Raw genomic sequence first — 23789 nt, 5'->3', positions numbered from 1 at the left:
GGGGTAATTAGTTGTTGAGCGTGTGAATAAACTCTTCGGCTATACCCGTTTGTCCATCGCTGCCGGTGAGTTGAGCAAACAGTTGTTCGAGGGATTCGGGACGCTGGTGCTGTAACTCAGCAAAAGTGCCATCGGCCACAATTTGCCCCTGGTTGATGATGATGATCCGGTCAGAAATCTTTTCTACCACCTCCATGATGTGTGAGCTGTAGAAAATAGTTTTGCCGCTGCCCGCCAGTTGCCGGATGATCTCCTTGACCAGCACAACGGCGTTGGCATCCAGACCCGAGAGCGGCTCATCCAGAAAAATAACGTCGGGGTTATGCAGCAGCCCCGAGATGAGCAGCACCTTTTGCCGCATCCCTTTGGAGAAGGTGGTCATCCGGGCGTTGGCATAGTCGCTGAGTTGAAACAAGCGCAGCAGGTCGAGCGCTTTGCGGTCTATGTGCGCCGGGTCTAATGCATACAGCTGCCCAATGAACTGCAAATATTCCATGGGTGTCAAGGTGTCGTAGAGGGCTGCGTTTTCGGGAACGTAGCCAATTCGGCGTTTAATGTCCAGGGATTGCGTTTTCACGTCCATGCCTAGTACCGAAGCTTCGCCCGTGAAATCCGGAAGCATACCAATCAAAATTTTGATGGTTGTCGATTTACCTGCTCCGTTAGGACCAATGTAGCCTACAATCTGACCGGGCGAAACGCTCAGGTCGATGCCTTTCAGAACGAGGGTCGACCCGTATGATTTATGAATATTCTGGAGTTGAATAACTGGCGTCATTAGAAAGCGTATGAGTTAAGTACCTGTACCGCTGCCGTGGGGTAGCTTCCTAGTGTCAATCTACGCAAAAAGTCCCGCTCAGCAACAGGCTAAACGGGACTTTAGGTGAATAGTCGGGAAGAATGGTTACGCAGCGACTTCTTCGCTTTCGACCAGATTGTGCTTCATCAGGTATTCCGCTATCTGAACGGCGTTGGTAGCGGCTCCTTTGCGGAGGTTATCAGCCACAATCCACATGTTCAGGGTTTTGGGCTGGCTCTCATCGCGACGGATACGACCGACGAATACTTCGTCTTTCCCGTGGGCCGTCAGCGGCATGGGGTAAATTTTATTGGCTGGATCATCCTGTACGATAACGCCTTCGGCATTGGTCAGTAGCTCAACGACTTCGCTCAGTTCAAATTCGCTTTCGAATTCAACGTTCACCGCTTCCGAGTGGCCGCCGATGGTTGGAATCCGAACCGTAGTGGCCGTTACCTGAATGGAATCGTCGCCCATGATCTTCTTGGTCTCGTTCACCATCTTCATTTCCTCTTTGGTATAGCCATTGTCGAGGAATACGTCGATGTGGGGGAGAACATTCAGGTCGATGGGGTGCGGATACACCTTGTCAACACCTTCCTGTCCGGTACGCTCTGCGAAAAGTTGATCGACGGCGGCTTTACCCGTTCCCGTTACCGACTGGTAGGTCGATACAACTACGCGTTTGATTTTGAAACGGTCGTGTAGGGGTTTCAGCGCCACAACCATCTGAATTGTCGAGCAGTTTGGATTGGCAATTATCTTATCTTCGGCTGTCAGTGTATTGGCATTGATTTCGGGCACAACCAGTTTTTTGGTTGGGTCCATGCGCCAGGCCGATGAGTTGTCGACAACGGTAATGCCGGCTTCGGCAAACTTGGGTGCCAGCGAAAGCGACGTACCGCCACCGGCCGAGAAAATCGCAATGGCAGGTTTGGCCGCAATCGCATCGTCAAAGCTTACGACCGTGTACTGTTTACCCTTGAACTCGATCTGTTTACCAACCGACCGCTCGGAAGCGACAGGAATGAGTTCTGACACGGGGAAGCTGCGTTCTGCGAGCACCTTCAGGATTTCGCTACCGACTAAGCCAGTAGCCCCAACGACTGCGATTTTCATTTTGTTTGATACGGACCGTCCGGGGTTGCCCATCTGAGCATAGGCCGGAGAAATCCGCTATTTATTGGTTAATAAAAAAGGGTGTGTTGTCAATAACAAACCCGTATAGGTTAATTGGACTGCAAAAATAGGGTAAAACTTTGACCGTCAGGAATTATATTCTAAAAAAATTAGAAACGTCCAACCAAACCAACCCCCGAGTTAGACAGCGATGAGTAAGGCGTTATCTGCCACGAGATGCCCTGCTGTTTAAGAGCCCGATTGTAATACTGAACCGACCGGCGGAGATGCGGTCCCGGCATATTAAGTCCCCAGCCAATACCAGCCAGAATAGCACCGCCTAGCATAAAGACACCACCCTTGGCATACATATTTTGTCGATGCGTATCCGTTACGGTTTGATAGCTAACAATCTGACCACCATAGACCATACCGCCAGACCCACCACAAGCATAGCCGGTCGGGCAGTAGTAAGGTTGCTGCATGGTAAACTTACCATCGCTGCCCGGCCCGTTCGAACCCATGATGATAGCACCAATAATTGCCCACGTGACGCCACCCGCAATTAACCAGCCACCCGTATGTCTGCTGCTGATATAGCGGTTGAATTCGCGGATGGCATCCCGGTCGCCAGATGCCAGTATATACTGCCCCAGATCTTTGGCATGACGAACGTCGAGGCCGTCATACATATACTGGGTTTTCACCTGCTGTCCGTAACGTCCATTGTAAGATGGGACTAAATCACTTTCAATGGGTTTCAGATTATCCGGGAGAACTGGCGGAGGGAGTCTGTCTTGCTGAGCCCACACAGACATCGGGCATAAGAGCAGTAAAATCAGAAGTATTTTCATGGCCGTAGTTCTTTTTAGAAAGATAAAAAAATCAACGACTGCTCATATTAAAAAGTAAATAAACCCTGATTAAATATTCTTAATCGAAGCGATACATCTGCTCAGGTGTAAGACAAACATCCAGTTTGACATCGGTGAGCTCAACACCCTCAATCTGATTCACCGGGTCGAAGAGGGAAACCCCAATTTTTCGGCTATGGGGGACGCTGTCCGCCAGAAACCGGTCGTAGTAACCACCGCCGTACCCAACGCGATGCCCCCGTTTATCGAAGGTCAATAGTGGTACGAGTACAATGCTGATCTGCTCAAGCTCCGTTTCGTATCGGCTTCCGATGGCCGGTTCAGGGATGCCCAGCCGGTTTTTGACTAGCGGTGTACCGGGAAAAATGGTGTAATTCAGTAATTGCTGATTGTACTCGTCCGTAACCGGTACGCTGATGTGTATGTGCGGAAACGACAGCCAGATCAGCTCGATGATGGCCCAGGTGTTCACTTCTTTACGCTCTTTTATGGGCAGAAAGGTGTGAATGATTGTAGACGCATCGACAAGGTTATTTTTCTCCAGGTAGGCAAAAAAGTGACCGGCAATGAGTTCGCTGCGGTAAGCTACCTCATCGATAGTTAAGGCTTTACGTTGGGCAAGGAAAGTCTGCCGGAGCGCAGATTTAGTCATAAATGATCTACGTTGATCTACTTAACAGTTGGCCTGCCAGGCTCACTATTACTGGAGGCAAAGCTGCATTCGGTAGTCGAAGGGGTCAAATGCGTCCAGCATCTTTGGCAGAAACTGACGGTCGTTGAGGGTGAAAGTCAGGAAGTTTTCACTGCGTTCCTGTAGCCCACCGTTCGGGAAAAGCTCATTTTTGACAGCCAGCAGATGCCGGATACCCACTTCCTGATTCCGTTCTTCGGCACGTCGCATCTTCTTTTCCAGTCGGGCAACCGCGTCGGCAAACCGTTTTGTTTCGGCCAGAACGGCCCGTTCCAGCGTCGGGTCGACCATCTGTGCTTTGTGTAGAATGGCGTCCAGCGCTTTATTGACGGTCTTATTTTCGTTATCAAACTTGAGCGTGTGACGGGTATGGTTGTCGACAAACTCCCGCTTGAGGGTACGTGTGTCCTGAAAAAGCTGCTCGGGCGTAAGGCCAAGCTTAGCAACACGTTTGGCACTTACCGACGGTACGTACATGGCAAAATTACGGGGCATCAGTATTGGAAACGGTGTTTGATAGTGCTCGAATACGCTCTTCAACTGCAGCCAGTAAGGCACTTCCGAAGGTCCGCCGATATACGCCAGATTCGGTAAGATCGTTTCCTGATACAAGGGCCGTAATACGACATTCGGGCTGAATTTCTCCGGATGTTCATCCAGTAGTTTCAGAATTTCACTTTCCGAAAAGGTCTGCTTCGTGTGTAATACCTGATAGGTGTTATCTTCCCTGCGTTCGATCCGTTCCCGAAGCTGATCATCAAGGAAAAACAGGTTGATGTCGCGAGGGGCAATTACGGTTTTATAACCCAGTGATGCCAGTTCTTCCGTTCGTTTGTTCACAAGCTCGCCCGATTGCTGATTGGTCAGTTCATCGCGCATGACGGGGGCAAAAACACGTTTCAATGCCGAATCATCGGCATCCAGACAAATTAATCCTTCGGCACCGAACAACTCGTTGACATAATAGCGGGTAGCATCGGCCAGGGTATCGTGTTTCAGGTAAGCCTCTTCAAACAGAGCCAGTTTTTCCGGAATCTGCGCGAAAAGGGTTTTCAGCTCTTTGGGATTCATCCGGCCAACCGCGCCCCGTTGTTCGGTTTCCCAGACGTACTGATTGCCCATCAACGAAAAATGGTTGATTTCGGCAAAATCATGGTCTTCAGTAGCCATCCAGTACACCGGCACGAAGTTGTACGACGGGTAAGTTTCCTTCAGCTTACGGGCCAGCTTAATGGTGGTAATCAGTTTGTAAATGATATAAAGCGGCCCGCTGAAGATGTTGAGCTGGTGCCCCGTGGTAACCGTAAAGGTGTTGGGCTGAAGCAGCGTCGACACATCCGGCTTTACGGCTATGTGCTGGTATTGTCGCTCCAGCGTATCGACCAAGATCCTCCGGCTGTCGGCATCGAAGGTCTTGTCGGTAAGCTGCCCCTCAAAGGCAGCTACATCCGGAAAACGACCGTAAAAGGGTTTTAAACTGTCTTTATTGGAAATGTAATCAAGGAATAGGGAAGAGAACTGGCCGGTTGAGGCCAGCGGCAGGTACTGACAGTCCATGCGGAGGGCGGGGGTTGCGGTTACCGGTTTTTAACAACGAAAAATCCGGCAAGGTTCGATGGGAAGTTGTTCAGCCCACGACTTAAGTCGTGGGCTATATTAAAGCAAAAAACTAAAAGCGTATTACACACTGACAACTTCTCCGTATAAATCAAATTCCTCGGCCCGGTCGATGCGCACGTTGGCGAAGTCACCGAGTCGAACATACTGGGTGGCGGGCACGAGTACTTCATTATCCACTTCGGGCGAGTCGGCTTCGGTGCGGCCAATGAAATAACCGCCTTCTTTCCGGTCGAACAGCACTTTATAGGTTTTGCCTACTTTCTGCTGGTTCAACTCCTGCGAAATACCCTGTTGTACGTCCATCAGTTCATCGGCGCGTTCCTGCTTGATGTCGGCCGGAATATCGTCGGGCATGGTGTAGGAGTGGGTGTCGTCCTCGTGCGAGTACGTAAATACGCCCAGCCGGTCGAAGCGCATGCGCTCCACAAAATCGTACGTTTCCTGAAACATGGCCTCCGTTTCGCCGGGGTGACCCACAATCAGGGTGGTGCGGAGGGTGATGTCCGGCACTTTCTCCCGAATGGTTTCGATCAGACTTTCAGTTTTCTCCCGCGTAATACCCCGGCGCATAAGCTTCAGCAACTCGGTGGAGCCGGTTTGCAGCGGCATGTCGAGGTAATTACAGACGTTGGGCCGGTTGCGCATCACGTCCAGTATATCCATTGGAAACCCCGATGGGTAGGCATACTGCAACCGAATCCAGTCGATACCCTCCACGTCGGCCAGTTGGTCGATGAGGTCGGCGAGGTTGCGTTTTTTATAGAGGTCGAGGCCGTAGTATGTTAGGTCTTGGGCAATCAGAATCAGCTCTTTCGTACCGCGCCGGGCCAGCGACCGGGCTTCGGTCAGCAGTTCTTCGATGGGTCGCGACACATGGCCACCGCGCATCAGCGGAATGGCGCAGAAGGAGCAGGGCCGATCGCAGCCTTCGGCAATTTTAAGATACGCGAAATGGGCAGGCGTGGTGAGCAGGCGTTCGCCCACGAGTTCGTGCTTGTAATCGGCCCGCAGCGTTTTCAGCATCCGGGGGAGTTCGTTGGTGCCAAACCAGGCATCGACGGTCGGCATTTCCACTTCGAGTTCGTCTTTGTAGCGGTGCGAAAGGCAGCCCGTCACATAAACCTTGTCCACAATACCGGCTTCTTTAGCATCGACATACCGCAGAATGGTGTTGATGGATTCTTCTTTAGCGTTATCGATAAAGCCGCAGGTATTGATGACAACGATGTTGGCGTCGTCTTTCTTCGATTCGTGCGTCACGTTCATGCCATTGCCCTTGAGTTGCGTAAACAGCACTTCCGAATCCACCAGGTTCTTCGAGCAACCAAGCGTGACGATATTGATTTTATTGGTACGTATTCCTTTGGTTTTCAAAACAGATATATGTTTCAGAGCATCAGTACTCCCTAACGCTCAGGGTAAGCTGCAAAGTTCGGTGCTATGGGATTTCCGGCCTGGGTGCAATCGGTAATCCAGGGTATCCGATGGTAGACGATTGTGTTCGGTACGGTTGAAAAGAAGCGTTCCAGAAATTCGAGATCATCAAAAAAGATGCTGTTGATCCGGGTAATCTGCCCGTCATTCGTATAAAACAGGTAATACCCGTAGTTGCTTAGTGGGTCTTTACTAGTCGATGTCTTCTTTACATGCCGCTCAATTCGGACTACATTGTCGGGCGTGAGCGTACTATAGTACTGTGGATTGTCAACGAATATGCTGGGTTGAAACGGATTGAGGGTAACGCTGACGTTCCGGGTAATTGTCCAGTACTGCCAGTCGATGTAGAAGAAAAGGGCCAGCAAGACGACAAACGCAGCAAAAACCAATACAAGCCATGCAAGGGGGAAAGGCGATGGGGTATGCGCAATGACTTGCTTTGTTAGTATAAACGAAAGCCCAATCATTTCGACCAGAACAACAGCCATGAGTAGCTTAAAGAAGCCGAGAAAATACCGGGAGGCCGAGAACTGGTAGGTTCGTTCTTTGTACAAAGGCGAGTTTTCGCCAACGGTCTCGTCGGTATATCGTAGTGCACGAACGAGAAACCAGCCCGCTGGCACAAATACAAGGACAAACAGAATGAAAAATGTTTCCATCGGTTCAAAACACCGCCTGGTGCGTAATATCGACCGTTACAGAAATGGACTTGCTCTTCTGAACGCTGACCGGAAAAATGTTGCCCTGACTGTCGGAGAGGTTGGCGTATAGCCCCTTCGGCTCCCGAACCATAACGGTGTATTGGCCAATAGGAAGACTCACGCAAAATTTGCCGTCCTTGCCTGACGTAACAGTTTTAACGGGTTTAGCGTCTCCCACTGAGTTGATAAATCCGTTTTCGCCGGCTTCTACCTGATTCATGTTCAACAGCGGAAAAATCAGCACCTCACGCACCACGGGCGATCCATCCGGATTTTGCCGGGGCGAGTCGGGGCTGGGCATGTAGTTGCCGCGCTTCTCCCGAACGACACCGCATATTCCCTGTTTTGTCACGGCTTTAGCTACTTTGCGTCGGGGTGCTTTTTGGGCTGAAACGGACAACGAAAGAGATATGACTAAGAGACTGACCAGAAATAAGATTGATCTCTTGCCTACAAATCTCAGAATGGTGTTACTCATAATCCGATTTCCCTTTTTACTTCATCAAGCGAGTGCCACGAAGTGGTCTCTTCAGCGCACGGGTATAGTCATGAAAGTCGTCAAAACTGTCAAATGAAGCCAGACTCTTTGCAGAGCTTCATACTCTTCGTAAGCAATCAGCCCTAATTTCGGTTTTTCTTCCGATTGACTAATCTGGGCGTCCTGTGCTATTCGTAACTATCATTTCTTAAAGAACGAATCCACGAACTCCATCTTATTGAAGGTCTGCAAATCGTCGATCTTCTCACCAACGCCGATGTATTTGACCGGAATCTTGAACTGGTCCGAAATGCCGATCACTACGCCCCCCTTAGCCGTGCCATCCAGTTTGGTAATGGCCAGTGCCGTTACTTCGGTAGCTTTGGTGAACTCCGTCGCCTGAATAAAAGCGTTTTGCCCGGTCGAGCCGTCGAGTACTAACAATACTTCGTGGGGCGCTTCGGACGTGAACTTTTGCATGACCCGTTTTATTTTGGTCAGCTCATTCATCAGGTTGATCTTCGTATGCAGTCGTCCGGCGGTGTCAATGATGACCACGTCGGCACCGATTTCGGTAGCTTTTTTTACCGCGTCGAAGGCCACTGCCGAGGGATCTGTGTTCATGCCGTGTGAAATTACCGGAACGCCCACCCGCTCGCCCCAGAGCTTAAGCTGGTCAACAGCGGCTGCCCGGAACGTATCGCCCGCGCCGAGTACTACTTTTTTACCCCGCTTGTGGAATTGGGCCGCCAGTTTGCCAATGGTGGTTGTTTTGCCAACGCCGTTTACGCCCACCACCATAATGACGTAAGGCTTTATGCCGGTAGGCAGCGCGAAGTCGTCTGCCACATCGACTGTATTATTATCGGAAAGTAAAGCGGCAATTTCTTCGCGGAGGATTCGGTCGAGTTCATCGGTGCCTACGTATTTATCACGGGCTACGCGTTCTTCAATCCGTCGAATTATTTTTACTGTGGTTTCAACGCCAACGTCGGAGGAGATAAGCACGTTTTCGACTTCATCCAGCACGTCTTCGTCGACGGTCGATTTACCAACAACCGCCCGACCGAGTTTTGAGAAAAAACTATCTTTTGTTTTCTCCAGACCTTTGTCGAGCGTTTCTTTCTTTTCTTTCGAGAATAAACCAAATAGGGCCATAAGGCAGAGTCAGTGAATTGGTCAGTTAGTAGTCAGATCGGGTAGCGTTTTCCGGTTAAGTCATGGCTGGCTGTCTCGCTATCTGCCTTAACTATTTTTTAATAAAAAAAGTCCCACAGAACCTTACAAGGCTGTGGGACAAATGTCTTCGTGCAGGAAGCTGACTTATTCAATGCCTAGCTTTTCAGCGCAGCCTGTACTTCGTCAACCGGGACCATTTCTTCTTTGAAGGTATAGGCGCCAGTTTTAGGCGATTTAACGGCTTTGATAATTTTGGCGAACGCCTTGCCGTTATCCTTCGTTTTCAGGGTTGCAACTACCTTTTTTGCCATTGTCTTTTTGTAGTTTACGGTTTACGGCCCTCCGTTTTCGAGTGCGGAAGCAGATTGACTCTACCCACCGTAAACAGAAAACGATAAACCTAAAACCTATTTAATTTCTTTGTGCAGCGTTACTTTCTTAAGGAACGGATTGTACTTCTTCCGCTCGATACGAGCCGGCGTATTTTTCCGGTTTTTCGTAGTAATGTACCGGGACATGCCGGGAACACCGCTGTCTTTCTGCTCGGTGCATTCCAGAATAACCTGGATTCTATTGGCGCCTTTCTTTGCCATTGCTAAAGTTCGTTTTCTCGATAAGGAGCGCAAAGGTACGAAATGTCTTTTACTTGACAAAGAGCTTGTTAGAAAAAAAAGTCTGATTTTGCCTGGATGACTATAGAAAAGTTCGCTAACGTTTGGCTTTCGGACACTCACTTTCGACCTTTGGGGTAGCTACGTACCAAACAGCCTCTGGCTGTTTGCGTTGATTTATACAAACAGCCAGAGGCTGTTTGGTACAAACGATGACAACACAATCTATACAATACGAATATGCGCCGGGGCACTTTAAAGCATCCGAGCCGAGTGTATACCGGCCGGATATGCTTGCCGAAGGCGAGATGATCCTGAACATGGGGCCGCAGCACCCGTCGACGCACGGCGTTCTGCGGTTTGAGGTGGTGACGGACGGCGAAATTATCGTTGATGTTGTCCCGCACCTGGGGTATCTGCACCGCTGTTTCGAAAAACACGCCCAACACCTCCCGTTCAATCAGACGATTCCCTTTGTCGATCGGCTGGATTATCTAGCAGCTATGAATTCCGAGCACGCGTTTGTGATGGGCGTGGAGCGTATGCTGGGTATAGAGAACGATATTCCCAAACGTACCGAATACATACGGGTGCTGGTGGCCGAACTGAACCGGATTGCCGCGCACTTCGTGGGAGTCGGTACGTATGCACTCGATATTGGCGCCTACACGCCCTTTCTCTGGCTCATGCGCGACCGGGAACACATCCAGCGGATGCTAGAATGGGTGAGTGGTGCCCGGATGCTGTACAACTATATCTGGGTAGGGGGCTTGTTCTACGACCTGCCGGTAGGATTTGAAGAACGATGCCGGGAGTTTGTCAACTACCTTAAGCCAAAGCTGGTTGAGCTACAACAACTCGTTATTGAAAACGAAATTTTCGTGAAACGAACGGCTAACGTGGGCGTACTGCCTTTAGCAGTAGCCATCGACTACGGCTGTACTGGTCCCATGCTGCGGGGTTCGGGCCTTCGCTACGACCTCCGCCGGGTCGATGGCTATTCGGTTTACCCCGAATTGGACTTCGATATCCCGATTGGCGAAGGCAAAGTAGGCACCGTTGGCGACTGCTGGGATCGGAACAACGTTCGGGTGCTGGAGTGCCACGAGTCGATCCGTATCATCGAACAGTGCCTCGACCAGCTTCTGGGCGATCATAAACGTACCCGCGACTACGACCCGCAGGCCGTTGTGCCCAAGAAAATTCGCCCGAAAGCGATGGATTTTTACGCCCGCGCCGAAAGTGCCAAAGGCGAGTTGGGTTTCTTCTTCCGCACCGATGGGAAATCCGATATTCCCGTACGCTGCAAAGCCCGTTCGTGCTGTTTCCATAACCTGTCGGTCATCAGCGAAATCAGCAAAGGAGCCATGCTCGCCGACCTGGTCGCCATCATTGGGTCAATTGACGTAGTGATGGGGGAGGTGGATCGGTAGGTAGTATTAGGAGGTAGGAGCGAGAAGTGAGGAGTTGCTGACGCGAGCAAACGTTCATGCGCCAGCCCTTCTTTCTCCTCACTCCTCCTTAAGAACAAAGATCTCCTTCGTATTTCGCCCCAGGCCGTCGTAGTCGAGGCCGTAACCCAGCACGAAGCGGTTTTCGATTTCGAAGCCGACGTATTGCAGATCGAGCTGTTCTTTTAGGGCACTGGGTTTGAATAAGAGGGTAGCAATAGCGATTGACGTGGGGCTCATTGCCTGTAGCTGCGTACAAACCTCATGAATGGTAAGGCCGGTATCGACAATATCTTCGATCACGATCAGGTCACGGCCAGCAATGGATTCGTTGAGGCCCAGAATCTGCTTCAGTTGACCGCTGGACGCCGTGGCGCTGTAAGACGCTACCCGAATGAACGTAATTTCGCAAGGAATTGTGAGGTGTTTGGCCAGATCGGCGGCAAACAAAAAAGCGCCGTTCAGAACGACAACAATGAGCGGCTGCTTGTCGGCATATTCCTGATTAATTTGGCTGGCTAATTCCAGAATGCGTTCCTGAATGGCATCGGCGGGAATAAACGGGACAAATGTTTTGTCTTTGATCGTTATCATATCGGCGTCTTGGTATGTCAAAGATACGCCTGTGCTGAGGTTGCGGACAAAAAAAAGCCTAAAAATAAACCCAGGCAAACGGACTGCTACCCGTTTACGTTTATATACTATTAACGCAAAATTTAACGAATGAAGAAGCTATTGTTGACGGTATGGCTTGTGGGACTGGCAGTTCTGGCTCAGGCCCAACTCTATGACCCGTCGGCTTTTGATAAAAAATATGACGGTCTGCTGAAGCACCCCGGCGTTCAGATTGAATCGGCGGAGGCCATCAACCTGATGTATAACTATAAATTTTACGAGGCCGACAAGGAGTTTCGGTGGTTGCGGCTCCGCTATCCAAAACACCCGATGCCGTACTTCCTGATGGGTCTTGCCGAGTGGTGGAAAATTGTGCCCAACACCGACATAACGGATTATGATGGCCCCTGCCTGACCTACATGGACTCGACCATCACGATGGCCGAAAAGATGTATGAGGACAGCGACAACAAGCTGGAACCTTCATTTTTCCTGGCCGCTGCCTACGCCTTCAAAGGCCGATTATTTTCGGAGCGGAAAAAGTGGGCGAAGGCGACCATTGCGGGTAAAAACGCACTTAAGTATTTCGAGAAATGTAAAGGAAATGCCGATTTCAGCCCCGAACTGCTCTTTGGCGATGGCATGTATAACTACTACGCGCAGTGGATTCCCGAAAACTACCCCATACTGAAGCCCATTCTGATGTTCTTCCCAAAAGGAAACAAAGCAAATGGCATAAAAGAATTGGAAAAAACGGCCAACACGGCGTTCTACACCCGTGTGGAGGCTCGGTATTTTCTGGTTCAGATTTACAGCATGGAGAACCAGTACGATAAGGCGTACGACATGTCGAAGTACATGTATGAGCAGTATCCTGACAACCCATTTTTCGAACGGTATTTCGCCCGGTCAGCCTTTGTAACGGGGCGTTTGGCGGAGGCTGAGCGAGCTTCCAGAGATATTCTGGCCAAGGTAGACCGGACACAGGCGGGCTACGAGGGCGTTAGCGGGCGTACGGCGGCTTACATCCTGGCGTACATCAACCACCTTTTTTACAAAAATCTGCCGGAGGCCAAGGTAAATTATCAGAAATCCATCGACTACGCCAAACAGACTAACTCGACTACTTCGGGTTACTATTTATCGTCGGTGTTAGGGTTGGCCAAAATTGCCACCGAAGCACGGGATTTTGACCTCGCTCAAACGTATTTTCAGGAAGTTATTGATAAAGCCGAGCGGAAATCCAGCCAATACAAAGAAGCCAAAAAGGCGCTGGACGATGCGAAGAAATTACGCCGGGAGGAGAGACGCCGACGGAAAGGATGAGATACTGTGAATGATGAATGATATAGGTTGTATTGCCTTCACGTCAGATACAGCCTATATCATTCCTCTTTGCTCATCAAGGGATTGGCAGCACTTTGCTTTCCTTAAACGTCGACATGATTACCATCGTTTGGGTGCTGGCTACTTCATCAATTTCGTTGATAACGTCCAGCATCAGGCCCTGATACGAGGCAATGTCTTTGGCAATAACTTTTAGAAGAAAGTCGCCCGATCCAGTAATGTGGTGACATTCAATGATTTCTGGAATCTCGTGCACCTTGTCAACAAATGACATTGTTGTTTCTTTCTTGTGGCCAACAAGCGTTACCATAACGAACGTAGTAACTCCGAGGCCAATCTTCTCGCGGTTTAACTGCGCATGATAGCTCTGAATAATACCCGAAGTTTCAAGTTTCTTAACGCGCTCCAGCGTTGGAGCCGGTGAAAGACCAATTTCTTTGGAGAGTTGAGCGTTAGTTATTTTAGCGTTGGCTTGCAGAATTTCTAATACATTGCGATCTATCTGATCTAATTTTTGGCTCGACATAAATGATGGAGTCTGTTAATACTTAATGACAAGATGGGTCAAAATTACCACCTTTTAAAATAGAAAATTCTTAAAAGTTATTGGATTCCTGCAAATAACAGAACAAATAGTACCAATACCTTTTTAAAACGGCACAAAATTAAGTTTATTCTACTGCTCGCCAAATTGCAAATTTATTGTTTGGTAATCTTGTTGAGCGATATTATCCGCTGTTGCGTTGATTTAAAACGAGCATCGTCTACCGCCGACAGGGCCGCATGCTTTGTCGAACGGCCTTGTACACGTGCCCGCCATCGACGCCAGGAAGCTGGTTTCAGCTCCCGGCGCATTAATTCAATAACCTCTTTTTCCGACAAATTAAATTGCGTGCCAATGGCATCGAACGGGGTGCGGTCTTCCCAGGCCATCTCAATGATCCGGTCAATATCGCGTTCTGTCAGGTTCTTTATTGTATTGTCTGATTCCATGGGTGAGTAAACTTAGCGTTTCACAGAAGAGTTTCAGCTATATGAAAATGCGTAAAAAGGCAGATTTGCCAACTAAGATTTGCCCTGTGTGTAATCGCCCGTTCGCCTGGCGCAAGAAGTGGGAACGGGATTGGGCTTCTGTTATCTATTGTAGCGATGCCTGCCGGTCAATGGGTAAAGGACAAAAAACGACGTCGAAATCCACGTAGGTGTGCCCGACTATCGTTATTTTTGGAAATTAACCCACTTCGCCTGATGCGTCTGATTGCTTATTTTGGCCTGTTGCTTATCGTTCTGATCACCAATAATTGTCGGCAAGCCAAGCCGGTTGTTACCCAGAAACCTGCTCCCAGACCAGCCAGACCGGTTACAACCGCTCCGGCCCCGCAGAAACAAGTGGCCATTAAACCCGCCACGCCAAAGCCCATTCCGCCAAAGGTGCTTGTTCCCGCCATAGACACCCTTCCGTTCGACGATACACCCGAACAGATATTGGCTGCCCGTGGCCCTATTCCTCCCAAGCGTGAATTTCGGGCTGTTTGGGTCGCTACCGTCAATAACATTGACTGGCCCAGTAAAAAAGGGCTGCCCGTAGCCGACCAGCAGCACGAAATTGTAACCATGTTCGACCAGCACCAGCAAATGGGTTTAAATGCCGTAGTCGTGCAGGTTCGTTCGGCCGCCGATGCCTTCTATGCCCGAGGATCGGAACCCTGGTCGGAGTGGCTTACGGGGCAACAGGGATTAGCCCCGGAGCCGTTCTATGATCCGCTGGAGTTCATGATCGATAAGGCGCACGAACGCGGGCTGGAGTTTCATGCCTGGTTTAACCTCGACCGGGCCACCTTCAGCAAAACCGCCAGTGTGGCCCCTGCAAACATCGTCAATCGGAAACCTGAATGGATGCTGAATTATGGTGGACGGAAGCTTTTCAACCTGGGGATCCCTGCCGTTCGCTCATATATAGCCGGGATTGTGGCCAATGTGGTGCGCGAATACGATGTTGACGGCATTCATTTCGACGATTATTTTTATCCTTATGCCGAACCCGGTCAGGTTCTGCGGGACGATAGCACCTATAAGGCCAATTTTAACGGCATGAGCAAACCCGACTGGCGACGGGATAATGTGACAAAACTAGTTAAGGAACTTCGGGACTCCATTAGAGCGAACAAGCCCTGGGTGAAATTCGGAATCAGCCCCTTCGGCATCTGGAAAAATAAAAGTAGTGACCCCGAAGGGTCCGCTACGAACGGCGGTCAGGCCTACTATGAGCTGTATGCCGACACCCGTAAATGGGTACGCGAGGGCCTGATTGACTATGTTGTCCCGCAGGTTTATTTCAGCTCCGAGTTCGGAAGGGTACCCTACAAGACACTGGTCGACTGGTGGACCCGCAATTGTACAGAGAATTGCCATTTATACATTGGACACGGTGCATACCGCGTCGGGCGCGGTTCTGAACGGGATCCCGGCTGGTGGCGACCAACGGAATTTCCGGACCAGATGCGGTATAACCGGCAGCAGCAAGTCGTAAAAGGCAGCGTATTTTTTAGTGCCAAAAACCTGCAAATAAACCCGCTTTCAATTCGCGATTCACTCCAGACCAATTTTTACCGGCATCCGGCCCTTATACCCACTATGAAATGGCTGGACAGTATACCACCACTTCCGCCCCGCGATTTAAAAGCCGCCATGACCAGCGAAGGCGTCGAGTTGTACTGGCATGAATCGCCCGAAGCGCAGGATGGTGACATTGCTACTTCGTACGTGGTGTACCGTTTTGAAGGACGAAAACCCCATTTACGGTTGGATGACCCCCGCTATATAATAGCGCAGTGCATGGGCGAAGCCAGCACACGCTACATCGACAAGACGGCCGACCCGAAAAAAAAGTATGTTTACGTGGTAACCGCCCTTGATCGGCTACAGAACGAGAGCCGGGAGGTAATTGTCCGAACTCCCTAAGCTTACTGGGTAAATTCTCCGGTAACTTCGGCCAGTGGTCGGGCATTCGGGAAAAAGCTGACCAGCTTCAGCAGAATACCTTCCACAACGGCATCCGGGCAGGAAGCTCCGCAGGTGAGCAGCACAGTGACGGGGCTGGTAGATGAACTTTCGGGGATAAAGTTTTCGGTAACAATTTCCTCTTTAGTATGCCCGTTAAAGTGCCGAATGAGCTTGTCGGAGAGAATTTTTTGTTCCGATTCAATAAAGTAGGTTGGTAACTTCTCTTCGCAAAGCTCAACGATGTGCGACGTATTCGACGAATTATAGCCACCGGCAACGATGGCGAAATCTGCCGGGTAGGTCAGCAGCGTGTAGGTGGCGTCCTGGTTATCGTTGGTGGCGTAGCAGAGCGTATCCCGGGTGTTGGCAAAATGGGCTTCGGTCGTGGCCGGGGTTAGGGCGTATTTCTGCACCATAACTTGTTTCAGATAGTCGGCAATACTTTGGGTGTCCGACGCCAGCATGGTGGTTTGGTTCACAACCCCAATGCGCTGTAAGTCACGCTCCGGCTCAAAGCCAAGGGAGTATTGCCCGGCAAATTCACTGTAAAATTCATCGGCCGTCAACTCACCCGTAATGTATTTTGCCAGCCGCTGTGCCTGCGCCATATCTCTGACAACTACGGTGGGGGCTGCTTCTTTGCTGTGGGAGAAGGTGGCTCGCGTTTCTTCGTGGCTTGGCTTGCCGTGTACAACGACTGTATAGTCTTTCTGACCAATCTGCCCGGCCTTGTTCCAGACTTTCTCGACAAAGGGGCAGGTCGTATCGTATTTGGCAACGTCGAGCCCAAGCGCCGACAGCTGATGCTGGGTTTCCAGAGTCGTCCCGAAGGCCGGAATAATGACAACGTCTTCGGGCGCTAGCTCAGACCACGGGATAAGCTGATTCCCTTTGGTGTCCATAATAAACCGGACGCCCCGGCTTTGCAAATCAGCGTTCACATCGGGGTTGTGAATCATCTCGCTAAGCAGGAAAATCCGCTTGCCAGGATTTTCGGCAATGGCTTTATAAGCAATTTCAACGGCGTTTTCGACACCGTAGCAGAATCCGAAGTGGCGGGCGATCAACAGCCGAATCGGGCCGAAATCCAGCAGGGTAGGAGTAAAGTCCCGCTTCAGCTTGTCGCGTTTCCGCCGGAATTCTTTCAGTGGCGTAATAATGCTGCTGCGGTAATAATCAGGTATATCGAACGATTTCATTGACTTGATGAGCGAAAGAGCGAAAGACCGGGCCGCCGATGCGGTGAAAGAGCGAATGCGTGAAATCACCATTTCAGACCTAACCCACGAATGATCACTAATGAAAGAACAGAAGAGCAAAACGCTTCGTTCGGTACAAAGTTAACGCGGGCGAGTGGTTCTATAGCAAGGAGTACCATTTCACGCTACAGTACAAAATCTCTGTGTACTTTGTGCCGTAATGGCGGGTCATCTCAATGTTCAGTTAGTGCCTCTGTGTTCAATAACCATATGCCCAAACGACTACTTAAATACAAGAATTACGACATTCACAGCGTCACAACCGTGGCAAACGGCATCCAGAACGCCAACATTGCCGCGTGGGTCATGCAAACTGATATGGGTGGTAAAATGCTGGTCGTGGCTCTCTACAAAGTAGATTTCACGATTGAATTGATACGGGAGAGCAGCATCCTGAACGTGAACCTGCTGGCAACCGACCAAACCCGATTAATTCGTAAACTCGGTCAGCAGTCGGGTCGGGAAAAGAACAAATTCAAAAATCTTCCCCATGCCCTCGATAACCGCAACTGCCCGTATTTAACCGAAGCTATCGGTTATGCGCAATGCCGCGTCATGCACAGCACCGATGCGGGCGACCACGAACTATTTATCTGCGAAGTGCTAAAACAGGTTGTGCTTAACCCTGAGAAAGAAGTGATGACGTATGCGTTCCTAAAAGCTAAAAAGCTGATTCGCGGGTAGATAGCGTTGTGTATTTGTTTATATTTGGATAAGCGGGCTTCGACCACTGCACTACACACCAACTTATCCTTTTATGACTTTTGACGTCACTACTCCTGCCCGCAGATGGCCTTTGTGGCATACGTTGCTCTTTCGCTTCGGCTGTATTTACATTCTGCTGTTCACATCGCCCTGGACTTGGACCGGGGATTTACCCCTTCTTAATTTAATTGGTAAGTATTACGGTCTGGCTGAAGAGTGGCTGGTTAACCAGGCTAATGCCTATGTTTTTCACATTAAAGACGTTCTAGTGCCGTTGAATGGCAGTGGCGATACATCCTATGGCTATGCCCAATTGTGTTTTTTTATCCTTGTCGCCATTGTTGGTGCGCTGATCTGGTCCATCGTCGACAAAAGCAGGAATTATGACGTCGCCTACTACTGGCTCATAGTGCTGGTGCGGTACTACGTAGCCATAATAGCTCTTAGTTATGGCATCATCAAGCTGTTTGGGTTGCAAATGGTATTTCCATCAATGAGTGCGCTGGCTACTCCGCTGGGCGACTTGCTGCCCATGCGCTTATCCTGGTATTTTATTGGCTACTCAACACCCTATCAGTTTTTTTCGGGCGCGGTAGAGGTACTGGCCGGGCTTTTGTTACTCTTCCGACGAACTAGTACGCTTGGGGCTTTTGTAGCTGCCAGCGTTTTCCTCAACGTTATGGTATTGAATTTTTGCTACGACATTCCGGTGAAGCTTTTTTCTGCACACCTGTTTATCCTGAGCAACGTTCTGCTGCTGAGCGATGCCAAACGCCTGCTTAATTTCTTTATCTATAACAAAGCTACCCAACCCGCACCGCAAGTTGAACTCCCTGAAAAGTGGATGCGAACGACGCAGATAGCGCTGAAAGTTGCCTTCGTAATCCTGTTTATCGGAATGCCGGTGTACGCGTCGTATCAGAGAGCGTTTGCATCGGCTGATTCGAGTGCATCGAAGAAACTGACGACAGGCTTTTTCTCGGTCGATCAATTTCAGGGTAGCGTGGCCGACAGCCTGCGCTGGAAAGATGTTGTCTTCGAGCCGAATGCCTCAGGAAGTATCCAGACCGCTGATACGCTCTTCCGGCAGCGTTACCGGCGGGGTTACTTCACCTATTCGTTCGACTCACTGGCGCACACGATTGACTTTAAGAAATCCCCGTCCGATTCGATGGCACTGTTCACCATGCAGTACACCATGCCGGATACCAACCATGTGGTGTTACGCGGGAAAATCAGGAACGATTCGGTGATGGTTGCTCTAACCCGTCAGAAACGTCATTTCCAACTCGCCGAACGCCAGTTCCACTGGCTCTCCGAAGCCAATCGATGAGGTGGCTATTATGAGCCCTCTTTCGGGGCCGTCAATCTTCCCTTACCCGAATGTTGGCATCCGTTACCGAGACGGTTTTGGTACGAACAGCCGACGTGATGAAGAAGCCGGTTGCTTTACGCCCGGCGGCATTGGTATTGATGATGTTGGTGGGTAGATTGACCGAAGGCGTGGCAAAGAGGCCTCCGTTGGTAATCTGCGTCCGTAATGACTGCCAAAAGTCGAAGTCAGCGAGGGTAATTGACTGAACCTCCACCTTCACAACATCATTCAGATTATATAAACTATCCGGGTTGACAGATCGCCGGATAGGTGCAATAAATACCAGCCCGTCCGTAACGTTGGTAGCTCCCCGAAATCCACCATCCTGCGAGGTAATGATGTTGCCGGGTTTATTCTGCAACTCACCATTCCGGGAAAAACGAATCCGGTAATAGTCGGCTGCTCCCGCTATATCGGTCGCGTAAAATTCGGCCCGGTACCCTTCTGTCTTTGAGAAGGGACTTAGTTTTCGCTTGGTGAAAATGATGGAGTCTATGGGCGGTACCCGGTTCATTTTTGTGCTGGCCCGATACGTTTCACCCTGGTAAGCAATGGTGAGTTGATAAGATCGGCCAACGCGTCCGAGCGTGTCTTTAGCCGATGGCTGCCAGACGTAATAGCCGTCGTTGTCAGGATCGATAAACGAGTACGTCTTTCCGGTATTGTCCGAAACCGTGACGGTGGCACTGGTGGCGGGTGTTGGCTGACTGTTATCGAAATAAGCGGCCGTTTGGGTGAGCCGGATGGTTTGCTGGCCGGGCAGATCCGTAAGTGTACCGTCGACAGAAAGTTGTGTTGGGCCGGTGTCCAGCTTGGCGTCGATCACCGTCGTACACCCGTTAAGGGCAATAACGCCAGCCAAGAAGAGAAAAAGAACAAAATATCGTTGCATCTGTAGTACCGACCGTCCCGGTCGGGTGTTTAGCTATATTTGTATCTCGTCCAACCGTTCTCGGTCGGTACGACTATAATTTAAAGTTGTACGTTACGGACGGAATCAGGGTCGCAAAAACTGAATAGCGAATGGCTTCCGTTACGCGGGGACTATCCGCATTGGGCTGAAAATAGACCGAGAACGCGTTCTTGCGGGCGTACACGTTGTAAATCGAGAATACCCAGTTATCGTCTTTTCGCTTACCCGGTCGTTTGCGCCCCTGCAAGGTAGCCGCCAGATCGAGCCGGTGATACGCCGGAATCCGGTAGTTATTTCGGGCATTGTCGGTATTCTGCGGCACTACGTAGCCCTGATACTCAAAGCGATTGGTGGGGAACGTGCCGGGCGTTCCGCTGGCCAGCGTGAAGGTGGCCGAGAAATTCCAGCGCTTGGCATTGGGGGGATCGATCAGCAGTACCGTTGTGAGCGTGTGCCGCTTGTCGAAGCGCGTCGGGTACCAGTTATTGTTATTGATGCCATCCACCTGCCGCTCGGTTTTAGCCAGCGTATAGCTGATCCAGCCATTCACGACGCCTGTGTTCCGTTTTACATAAAATTCGGCACCGTAAGCCCTTCCTTTCCCACTCAGTAAATCGCCTTCAAGGTATTTATTCAGGATAAGGCTGGCTCCGTCGATGTAGTCAATCTGGTTTTGCAGCCATTTGTAATACACTTCTACCGAGGCTTCGTATTCGCTGCCCGTTCCGCTGGAGCGGCCAAAGTTCTTGAAATATCCCCCGGCAACCTGATCGGCGATTTGCGGCTTAATGTTATTGGTCGATGGTGTCCAGATATCCAGTGGCGTCGAGGCTGTTGTATTGGAAACCAGGTGGATGTACTGGGCCATTCGGTTGTAACTGAACTTCAGGGAGCTGTTATCCGACAGATCCAGCTTGGTCGAAAAGCGGGGTTCCCAGTTGCCGTAGGTCTTTATCACCTCTCCGCCCCGATACCCTACGGTGGTAATCACCTCACGACGACTGCCCAGCGGCACATCGGTGCGGAAGGTATAGGCTTCGCCTTCGCCAACATAATTAAATAGGGAATAGCGCAGACCGTACTGCAACTGAAGCTTCGGGGTCAGCTGCTGCTCATTGCCCACATAAAGAGCCGCTTCCATAGCTCGTTTGCTGGCTATGCCAAACGTCCGGACACTACCCGAGCTGGCGGCTGTGGCCGTACCGGGCTGAAAATCATGCGCGATGACCTGACCGCCAAAAGTGATGGTGTTTTTACCCAGAAACAGCGAAAAGTCCGGTTTCAGGCTATAGTCGACAATGCGGGAATCGGTCCGAAAAAAATCGTTTGGTCGTTTCCCTTTCAGGTCCGAGTTGAGCGAGTAGTCGTAATTGCTGTAATAAGCCGTGGTATTCAGGAAAAGCCGGTCGCTGAAGACGTGGTTCCAACGGGCCGACAGGGTCGTATTACCCCAGTTAAACCCAAAATCCGACCCGAATACATCGCGGCCCAGATAGCCCGACAGAAACACCGTGTTTTTATCGTTGATGCGGTAATTACCCTTCGCCGTCAGGTCGTAAAAATAAAACTTGGCCCCTTTCAGGTCACCAGTCAGGAATGGTTGAGCCAGCACGTCAGCGTAGGAACGCCGGGCGGCCACGATAAACGAGCCTTTGCCGTTAAAAAGCGGTCGCTCGTACGACAAACGACTGAAAATAAGGCCAATGCCTCCATTAAGCTCAGGTTTCTTGGCGTTACCTTCTTTCAGTCGAACATCCAGAATAGAGGCAATTCGGCCACCGTAATTAGCCGGAATACCTCCTTTAATGAGCTTGACGTCTTTCACCGCATCGGGGTTGAAGACCGAGAAGAAGCCAAACAAGTGCGAAGAGTTGTAGACCGGGGCTTCGTCCAGCAGCACCAGATTCTGGTCGATGCTGCCGCCCCGAACGTTGAAACCGGTAGCACCTTCGCCCACCGTCGATACGCCCGGCAGCAGTTGAATGCTCCGGATCACATCGACTTCGCCCAGCAGGGCCGGAATCCGTTGCAGGGTTTTGACGTCAATTCGGTTGACGCTCATTTCAATGTTCTTCACGTTGTCGTCCTCCCGTTTGGTGGAGACAACCACTTCCTGAAGCTGCTTGCCTTCCTGACTCAGTTCGAGGTCAAGGCGTACGTTCCGGTCCACAAGGTCGACCGTTCGGGTTTGCCGGGTATAGCCAACGTAGCTGATAACGAGGTTGTAACTGCCTGCCGGAAGCGTAACGGCATAAAAGCCGTAGCTGTTCGTGACAGCGCCGGTACCTGTTTCTTTCACATAAACAGAAACACCAATCAGCCCTTCGCCATTACCGGCATCTTTTATGTAACCGCTGATGGTCAGCGCTGCCCCGCGCCCTCCTTTTTCCTGCGTACTGTTGCCTGCTGTATTTAGTGATGCCTGCGCGCTGCCAGACTGTAACGGCATAAAGTAAATGAGCAGGCTGCACAACCAAAGTGGTAATATATGTTTCATTGCGTTTCTTCAAAGCGGCCCATCCACACAATAGTGGTTCAGGGCGCTAACGCAAAAGTACGTACGGGTATAGTAACGATAGGCAAAAAATAGATAAAACAGCTAAAAGAAGTGCTGAACGGTACCGTGTATAGGATAAAACCAATACAGCGCAATATAGTCATGTACTGAATGCTGTGTGGTCAGTTTTAAGAAACTGACCACACAGCACTGTACTACTTTACTCCGTCCTGCTTTTTTATTTGCTTAATTAGTTTCTGTGCTTCTTTGTCGTCGGTTTGCGGAAAATGGACGGGCAGCGACTCCAGAATTTCGGTCAGAATGTGCGAGATGATAAGCTGTTGATTGACGCGGTCGTCGCTGGGAATCACATACCAGGGGTTTTGTTCCGTTGCCGTAGCCCGGATGGTATCTTCGTACGCTTTCATGTACTCAGGCCAGAATTCCCGCTCCTCCAGATCATTCGGGCTGAGTTTCCACTGCTTTTCGGTGTCTTCGAGCCGGGCAATGAGACGTTTACCCTGTTCTTCTTTGGCAACGTGCAGGTAAAACTTCACGATAGGGAAACCGTTTCGAAACAGGTAATCTTCAAAGTGGACAATATCCCCGAACCGTTGCTCCCAAAGCGTTTTCTTATTGGCAGGGACCAGATTTTTGGGGATGGACTGCTCCTGTAGCCGTTCCGGATGGACGCGCAGCGCCAGTACTTCCTCGTAATACGAACGGTTGAATACGCCGATATTGCCGCGCTCCGGCAACTCCTGCCAGAAACGCCATAGGAAATCGTGCTTCAGGTCCGATTCATCGGGCTTTTTGAACGGGGCAATCTGAAAACGCGACGGATTGACACCTTTGAATATACGCCGGATGGTACTGTCCTTTCCGGCGGCATCCATTGCCTGAAACACAACCAGCAGCCCGTAATGCTCGTCGGCATGCATACGGTTCTGGGCCTGGTCCATTCGCTCCGCCAGTTCGTCGAGCTGGCGGCTCTGGTCGGCTTCGTCGGTGTAAAACGGATCTATGATCGTAGGCGTATCGGCAATGGAAAAGGGTTGCGTTTCGTGGTACCGAAACGCTTTTGCATTTATTTTTTTCATAACGTATATGCGGC

24 protein-coding genes are annotated in these 23789 nt (G+C 50.4%); 6 read left to right on the top strand and 18 right to left on the bottom strand.

The window, feature by feature from the left end; all coding sequences use genetic code 11:
- Nucleotides 1-7: 7 nt before the first annotated feature.
- From NT073_RS01480 to rpmG, 11 genes are all read right to left on the bottom strand, one after another.
- Nucleotides 8-778, bottom strand: a complete 771-nt coding sequence (locus NT073_RS01480; RefSeq protein WP_297367696.1) for an ABC transporter ATP-binding protein — start codon at nucleotides 776-778, stop codon at nucleotides 8-10.
- Nucleotides 779-904: 126 nt separating this feature from the next.
- Nucleotides 905-1918, bottom strand: a complete 1014-nt coding sequence (locus tag NT073_RS01475; RefSeq protein WP_297367693.1) for an aspartate-semialdehyde dehydrogenase — start codon at nucleotides 1916-1918, stop codon at nucleotides 905-907.
- A gap of 170 nt (nucleotides 1919-2088) precedes the next feature.
- Complete coding sequence (locus tag NT073_RS01470) at nucleotides 2089-2772, bottom strand: hypothetical protein (RefSeq protein WP_297367690.1); 684 nt, start codon at nucleotides 2770-2772, stop codon at nucleotides 2089-2091.
- A gap of 79 nt (nucleotides 2773-2851) precedes the next feature.
- Nucleotides 2852-3445, bottom strand: a complete 594-nt coding sequence (locus NT073_RS01465) for a 5-formyltetrahydrofolate cyclo-ligase (RefSeq protein ID WP_297367687.1) — start codon at nucleotides 3443-3445, stop codon at nucleotides 2852-2854.
- Between the two features lie 48 nt (nucleotides 3446-3493).
- Nucleotides 3494-5041 carry a bacillithiol biosynthesis cysteine-adding enzyme BshC gene (gene bshC / locus NT073_RS01460; RefSeq protein ID WP_297367684.1) on the bottom strand — a complete coding sequence of 516 codons (1548 nt, stop codon included), beginning with the start codon at nucleotides 5039-5041 and terminating at the stop codon, nucleotides 3494-3496.
- 123 nt (nucleotides 5042-5164) lie between these two features.
- Nucleotides 5165-6478 carry a 30S ribosomal protein S12 methylthiotransferase RimO gene (gene rimO, locus NT073_RS01455; protein WP_297367681.1) on the bottom strand — a complete coding sequence of 438 codons (1314 nt, stop codon included), beginning with the start codon at nucleotides 6476-6478 and terminating at the stop codon, nucleotides 5165-5167.
- A gap of 32 nt (nucleotides 6479-6510) precedes the next feature.
- Entirely contained in the window at nucleotides 6511-7200 is a 690-nt protein-coding gene (locus tag NT073_RS01450) for a hypothetical protein (RefSeq protein ID WP_297367678.1), read from the bottom strand.
- Between the two features lie 4 nt (nucleotides 7201-7204).
- Nucleotides 7205-7594, bottom strand: coding sequence for a hypothetical protein (locus NT073_RS01445; protein WP_297367675.1), 390 nt, complete (start codon nucleotides 7592-7594; stop codon nucleotides 7205-7207).
- A 327-nt stretch (nucleotides 7595-7921) separates the two neighbouring features.
- Nucleotides 7922-8878 (bottom strand): signal recognition particle-docking protein FtsY, encoded by a 957-nt coding sequence (gene ftsY / locus NT073_RS01440; protein ID WP_297367672.1) that lies wholly within the window; start codon nucleotides 8876-8878, stop codon nucleotides 7922-7924.
- Between the two features lie 176 nt (nucleotides 8879-9054).
- Nucleotides 9055-9210, bottom strand: coding sequence for a DUF4295 domain-containing protein (locus NT073_RS01435; RefSeq protein WP_012929818.1), 156 nt, complete (start codon nucleotides 9208-9210; stop codon nucleotides 9055-9057).
- A gap of 96 nt (nucleotides 9211-9306) precedes the next feature.
- The gene (rpmG, locus tag NT073_RS01430) at nucleotides 9307-9492 is read right to left on the bottom strand and encodes a 50S ribosomal protein L33 (RefSeq protein ID WP_012929817.1); all 186 of its coding nucleotides are present in this window, start codon (nucleotides 9490-9492) and stop codon (nucleotides 9307-9309) included.
- A 230-nt stretch (nucleotides 9493-9722) separates the two neighbouring features.
- Here rpmG and NT073_RS01425 point away from each other — a divergent pair, with 230 nt between their 5' ends.
- Nucleotides 9723-10943: an NADH-quinone oxidoreductase subunit D gene (locus NT073_RS01425; RefSeq protein WP_297367657.1), complete on the top strand. Its 1221-nt coding sequence runs from the start codon at nucleotides 9723-9725 to the stop codon at nucleotides 10941-10943.
- Between the two features lie 78 nt (nucleotides 10944-11021).
- On the opposite strand, the gene hpt is transcribed toward NT073_RS01425, so the two are convergent.
- A complete protein-coding gene (hpt, locus tag NT073_RS01420; RefSeq protein ID WP_297367649.1) occupies nucleotides 11022-11555 on the bottom strand; it encodes a hypoxanthine phosphoribosyltransferase in 534 nt (177 codons plus the stop codon).
- A 129-nt stretch (nucleotides 11556-11684) separates the two neighbouring features.
- Between hpt and NT073_RS01415 the strand changes: the two genes are divergently transcribed.
- On the top strand, nucleotides 11685-12902 hold the full coding sequence (locus NT073_RS01415; RefSeq protein ID WP_297367643.1) for a tetratricopeptide repeat protein: 1218 nt from the start codon (nucleotides 11685-11687) through the stop codon (nucleotides 12900-12902).
- A gap of 76 nt (nucleotides 12903-12978) precedes the next feature.
- Here NT073_RS01415 and NT073_RS01410 read toward each other — a convergent pair whose 3' ends face one another.
- Both NT073_RS01410 and NT073_RS01405 read right to left on the bottom strand, forming a co-directional pair.
- Nucleotides 12979-13449, bottom strand: a complete 471-nt coding sequence (locus NT073_RS01410; protein WP_012929813.1) for an Lrp/AsnC family transcriptional regulator — start codon at nucleotides 13447-13449, stop codon at nucleotides 12979-12981.
- 173 nt (nucleotides 13450-13622) lie between these two features.
- A complete protein-coding gene (locus NT073_RS01405; RefSeq protein WP_297367634.1) occupies nucleotides 13623-13916 on the bottom strand; it encodes a TIGR03643 family protein in 294 nt (97 codons plus the stop codon).
- A gap of 41 nt (nucleotides 13917-13957) precedes the next feature.
- Between NT073_RS01405 and NT073_RS01400 the strand changes: the two genes are divergently transcribed.
- Nucleotides 13958-14125, top strand: coding sequence for a DUF2256 domain-containing protein (locus NT073_RS01400; RefSeq protein ID WP_297367631.1), 168 nt, complete (start codon nucleotides 13958-13960; stop codon nucleotides 14123-14125).
- Nucleotides 14126-14171: 46 nt separating this feature from the next.
- Nucleotides 14172-15884 (top strand): family 10 glycosylhydrolase, encoded by a 1713-nt coding sequence (locus NT073_RS01395; protein WP_297367628.1) that lies wholly within the window; start codon nucleotides 14172-14174, stop codon nucleotides 15882-15884.
- Nucleotides 15885-15886: 2 nt separating this feature from the next.
- Here the strand turns inward: NT073_RS01395 and NT073_RS01390 are convergent, their stop codons facing one another.
- The gene (locus NT073_RS01390; RefSeq protein ID WP_297367625.1) at nucleotides 15887-17125 is read right to left on the bottom strand and encodes a 4-hydroxy-3-methylbut-2-enyl diphosphate reductase; all 1239 of its coding nucleotides are present in this window, start codon (nucleotides 17123-17125) and stop codon (nucleotides 15887-15889) included.
- 270 nt (nucleotides 17126-17395) lie between these two features.
- Between NT073_RS01390 and NT073_RS01385 the strand changes: the two genes are divergently transcribed.
- Both NT073_RS01385 and NT073_RS01380 read left to right on the top strand, forming a co-directional pair.
- Nucleotides 17396-17869, top strand: a complete 474-nt coding sequence (locus NT073_RS01385) for a flavin reductase family protein (RefSeq protein ID WP_297367622.1) — start codon at nucleotides 17396-17398, stop codon at nucleotides 17867-17869.
- A gap of 73 nt (nucleotides 17870-17942) precedes the next feature.
- Nucleotides 17943-19223, top strand: a complete 1281-nt coding sequence (locus tag NT073_RS01380; protein WP_297367619.1) for a hypothetical protein — start codon at nucleotides 17943-17945, stop codon at nucleotides 19221-19223.
- Between the two features lie 31 nt (nucleotides 19224-19254).
- Here the strand turns inward: NT073_RS01380 and NT073_RS01375 are convergent, their stop codons facing one another.
- The 3 genes from NT073_RS01375 to NT073_RS01365 all read right to left on the bottom strand — a co-directional run bounded on the left by NT073_RS01375 (nucleotide 19255) and on the right by NT073_RS01365 (nucleotide 23775).
- The gene (locus NT073_RS01375) at nucleotides 19255-20157 is read right to left on the bottom strand and encodes a DUF4249 domain-containing protein (RefSeq protein ID WP_297367616.1); all 903 of its coding nucleotides are present in this window, start codon (nucleotides 20155-20157) and stop codon (nucleotides 19255-19257) included.
- A 73-nt stretch (nucleotides 20158-20230) separates the two neighbouring features.
- Entirely contained in the window at nucleotides 20231-22675 is a 2445-nt protein-coding gene (locus NT073_RS01370; protein ID WP_297367614.1) for a TonB-dependent receptor, read from the bottom strand.
- A 215-nt stretch (nucleotides 22676-22890) separates the two neighbouring features.
- Entirely contained in the window at nucleotides 22891-23775 is an 885-nt protein-coding gene (locus tag NT073_RS01365) for a PPK2 family polyphosphate kinase (RefSeq protein WP_297367611.1), read from the bottom strand.
- Nucleotides 23776-23789: the final 14 nt, after the last annotated feature.

Origin of the sequence: Spirosoma sp., assembly GCF_026391055.1 — a bacterium.
GTDB lineage: Bacteria > Bacteroidota > Bacteroidia > Cytophagales > Spirosomataceae > Spirosoma.
This window is presented reverse-complemented; position numbering and strand designations above follow the sequence as displayed.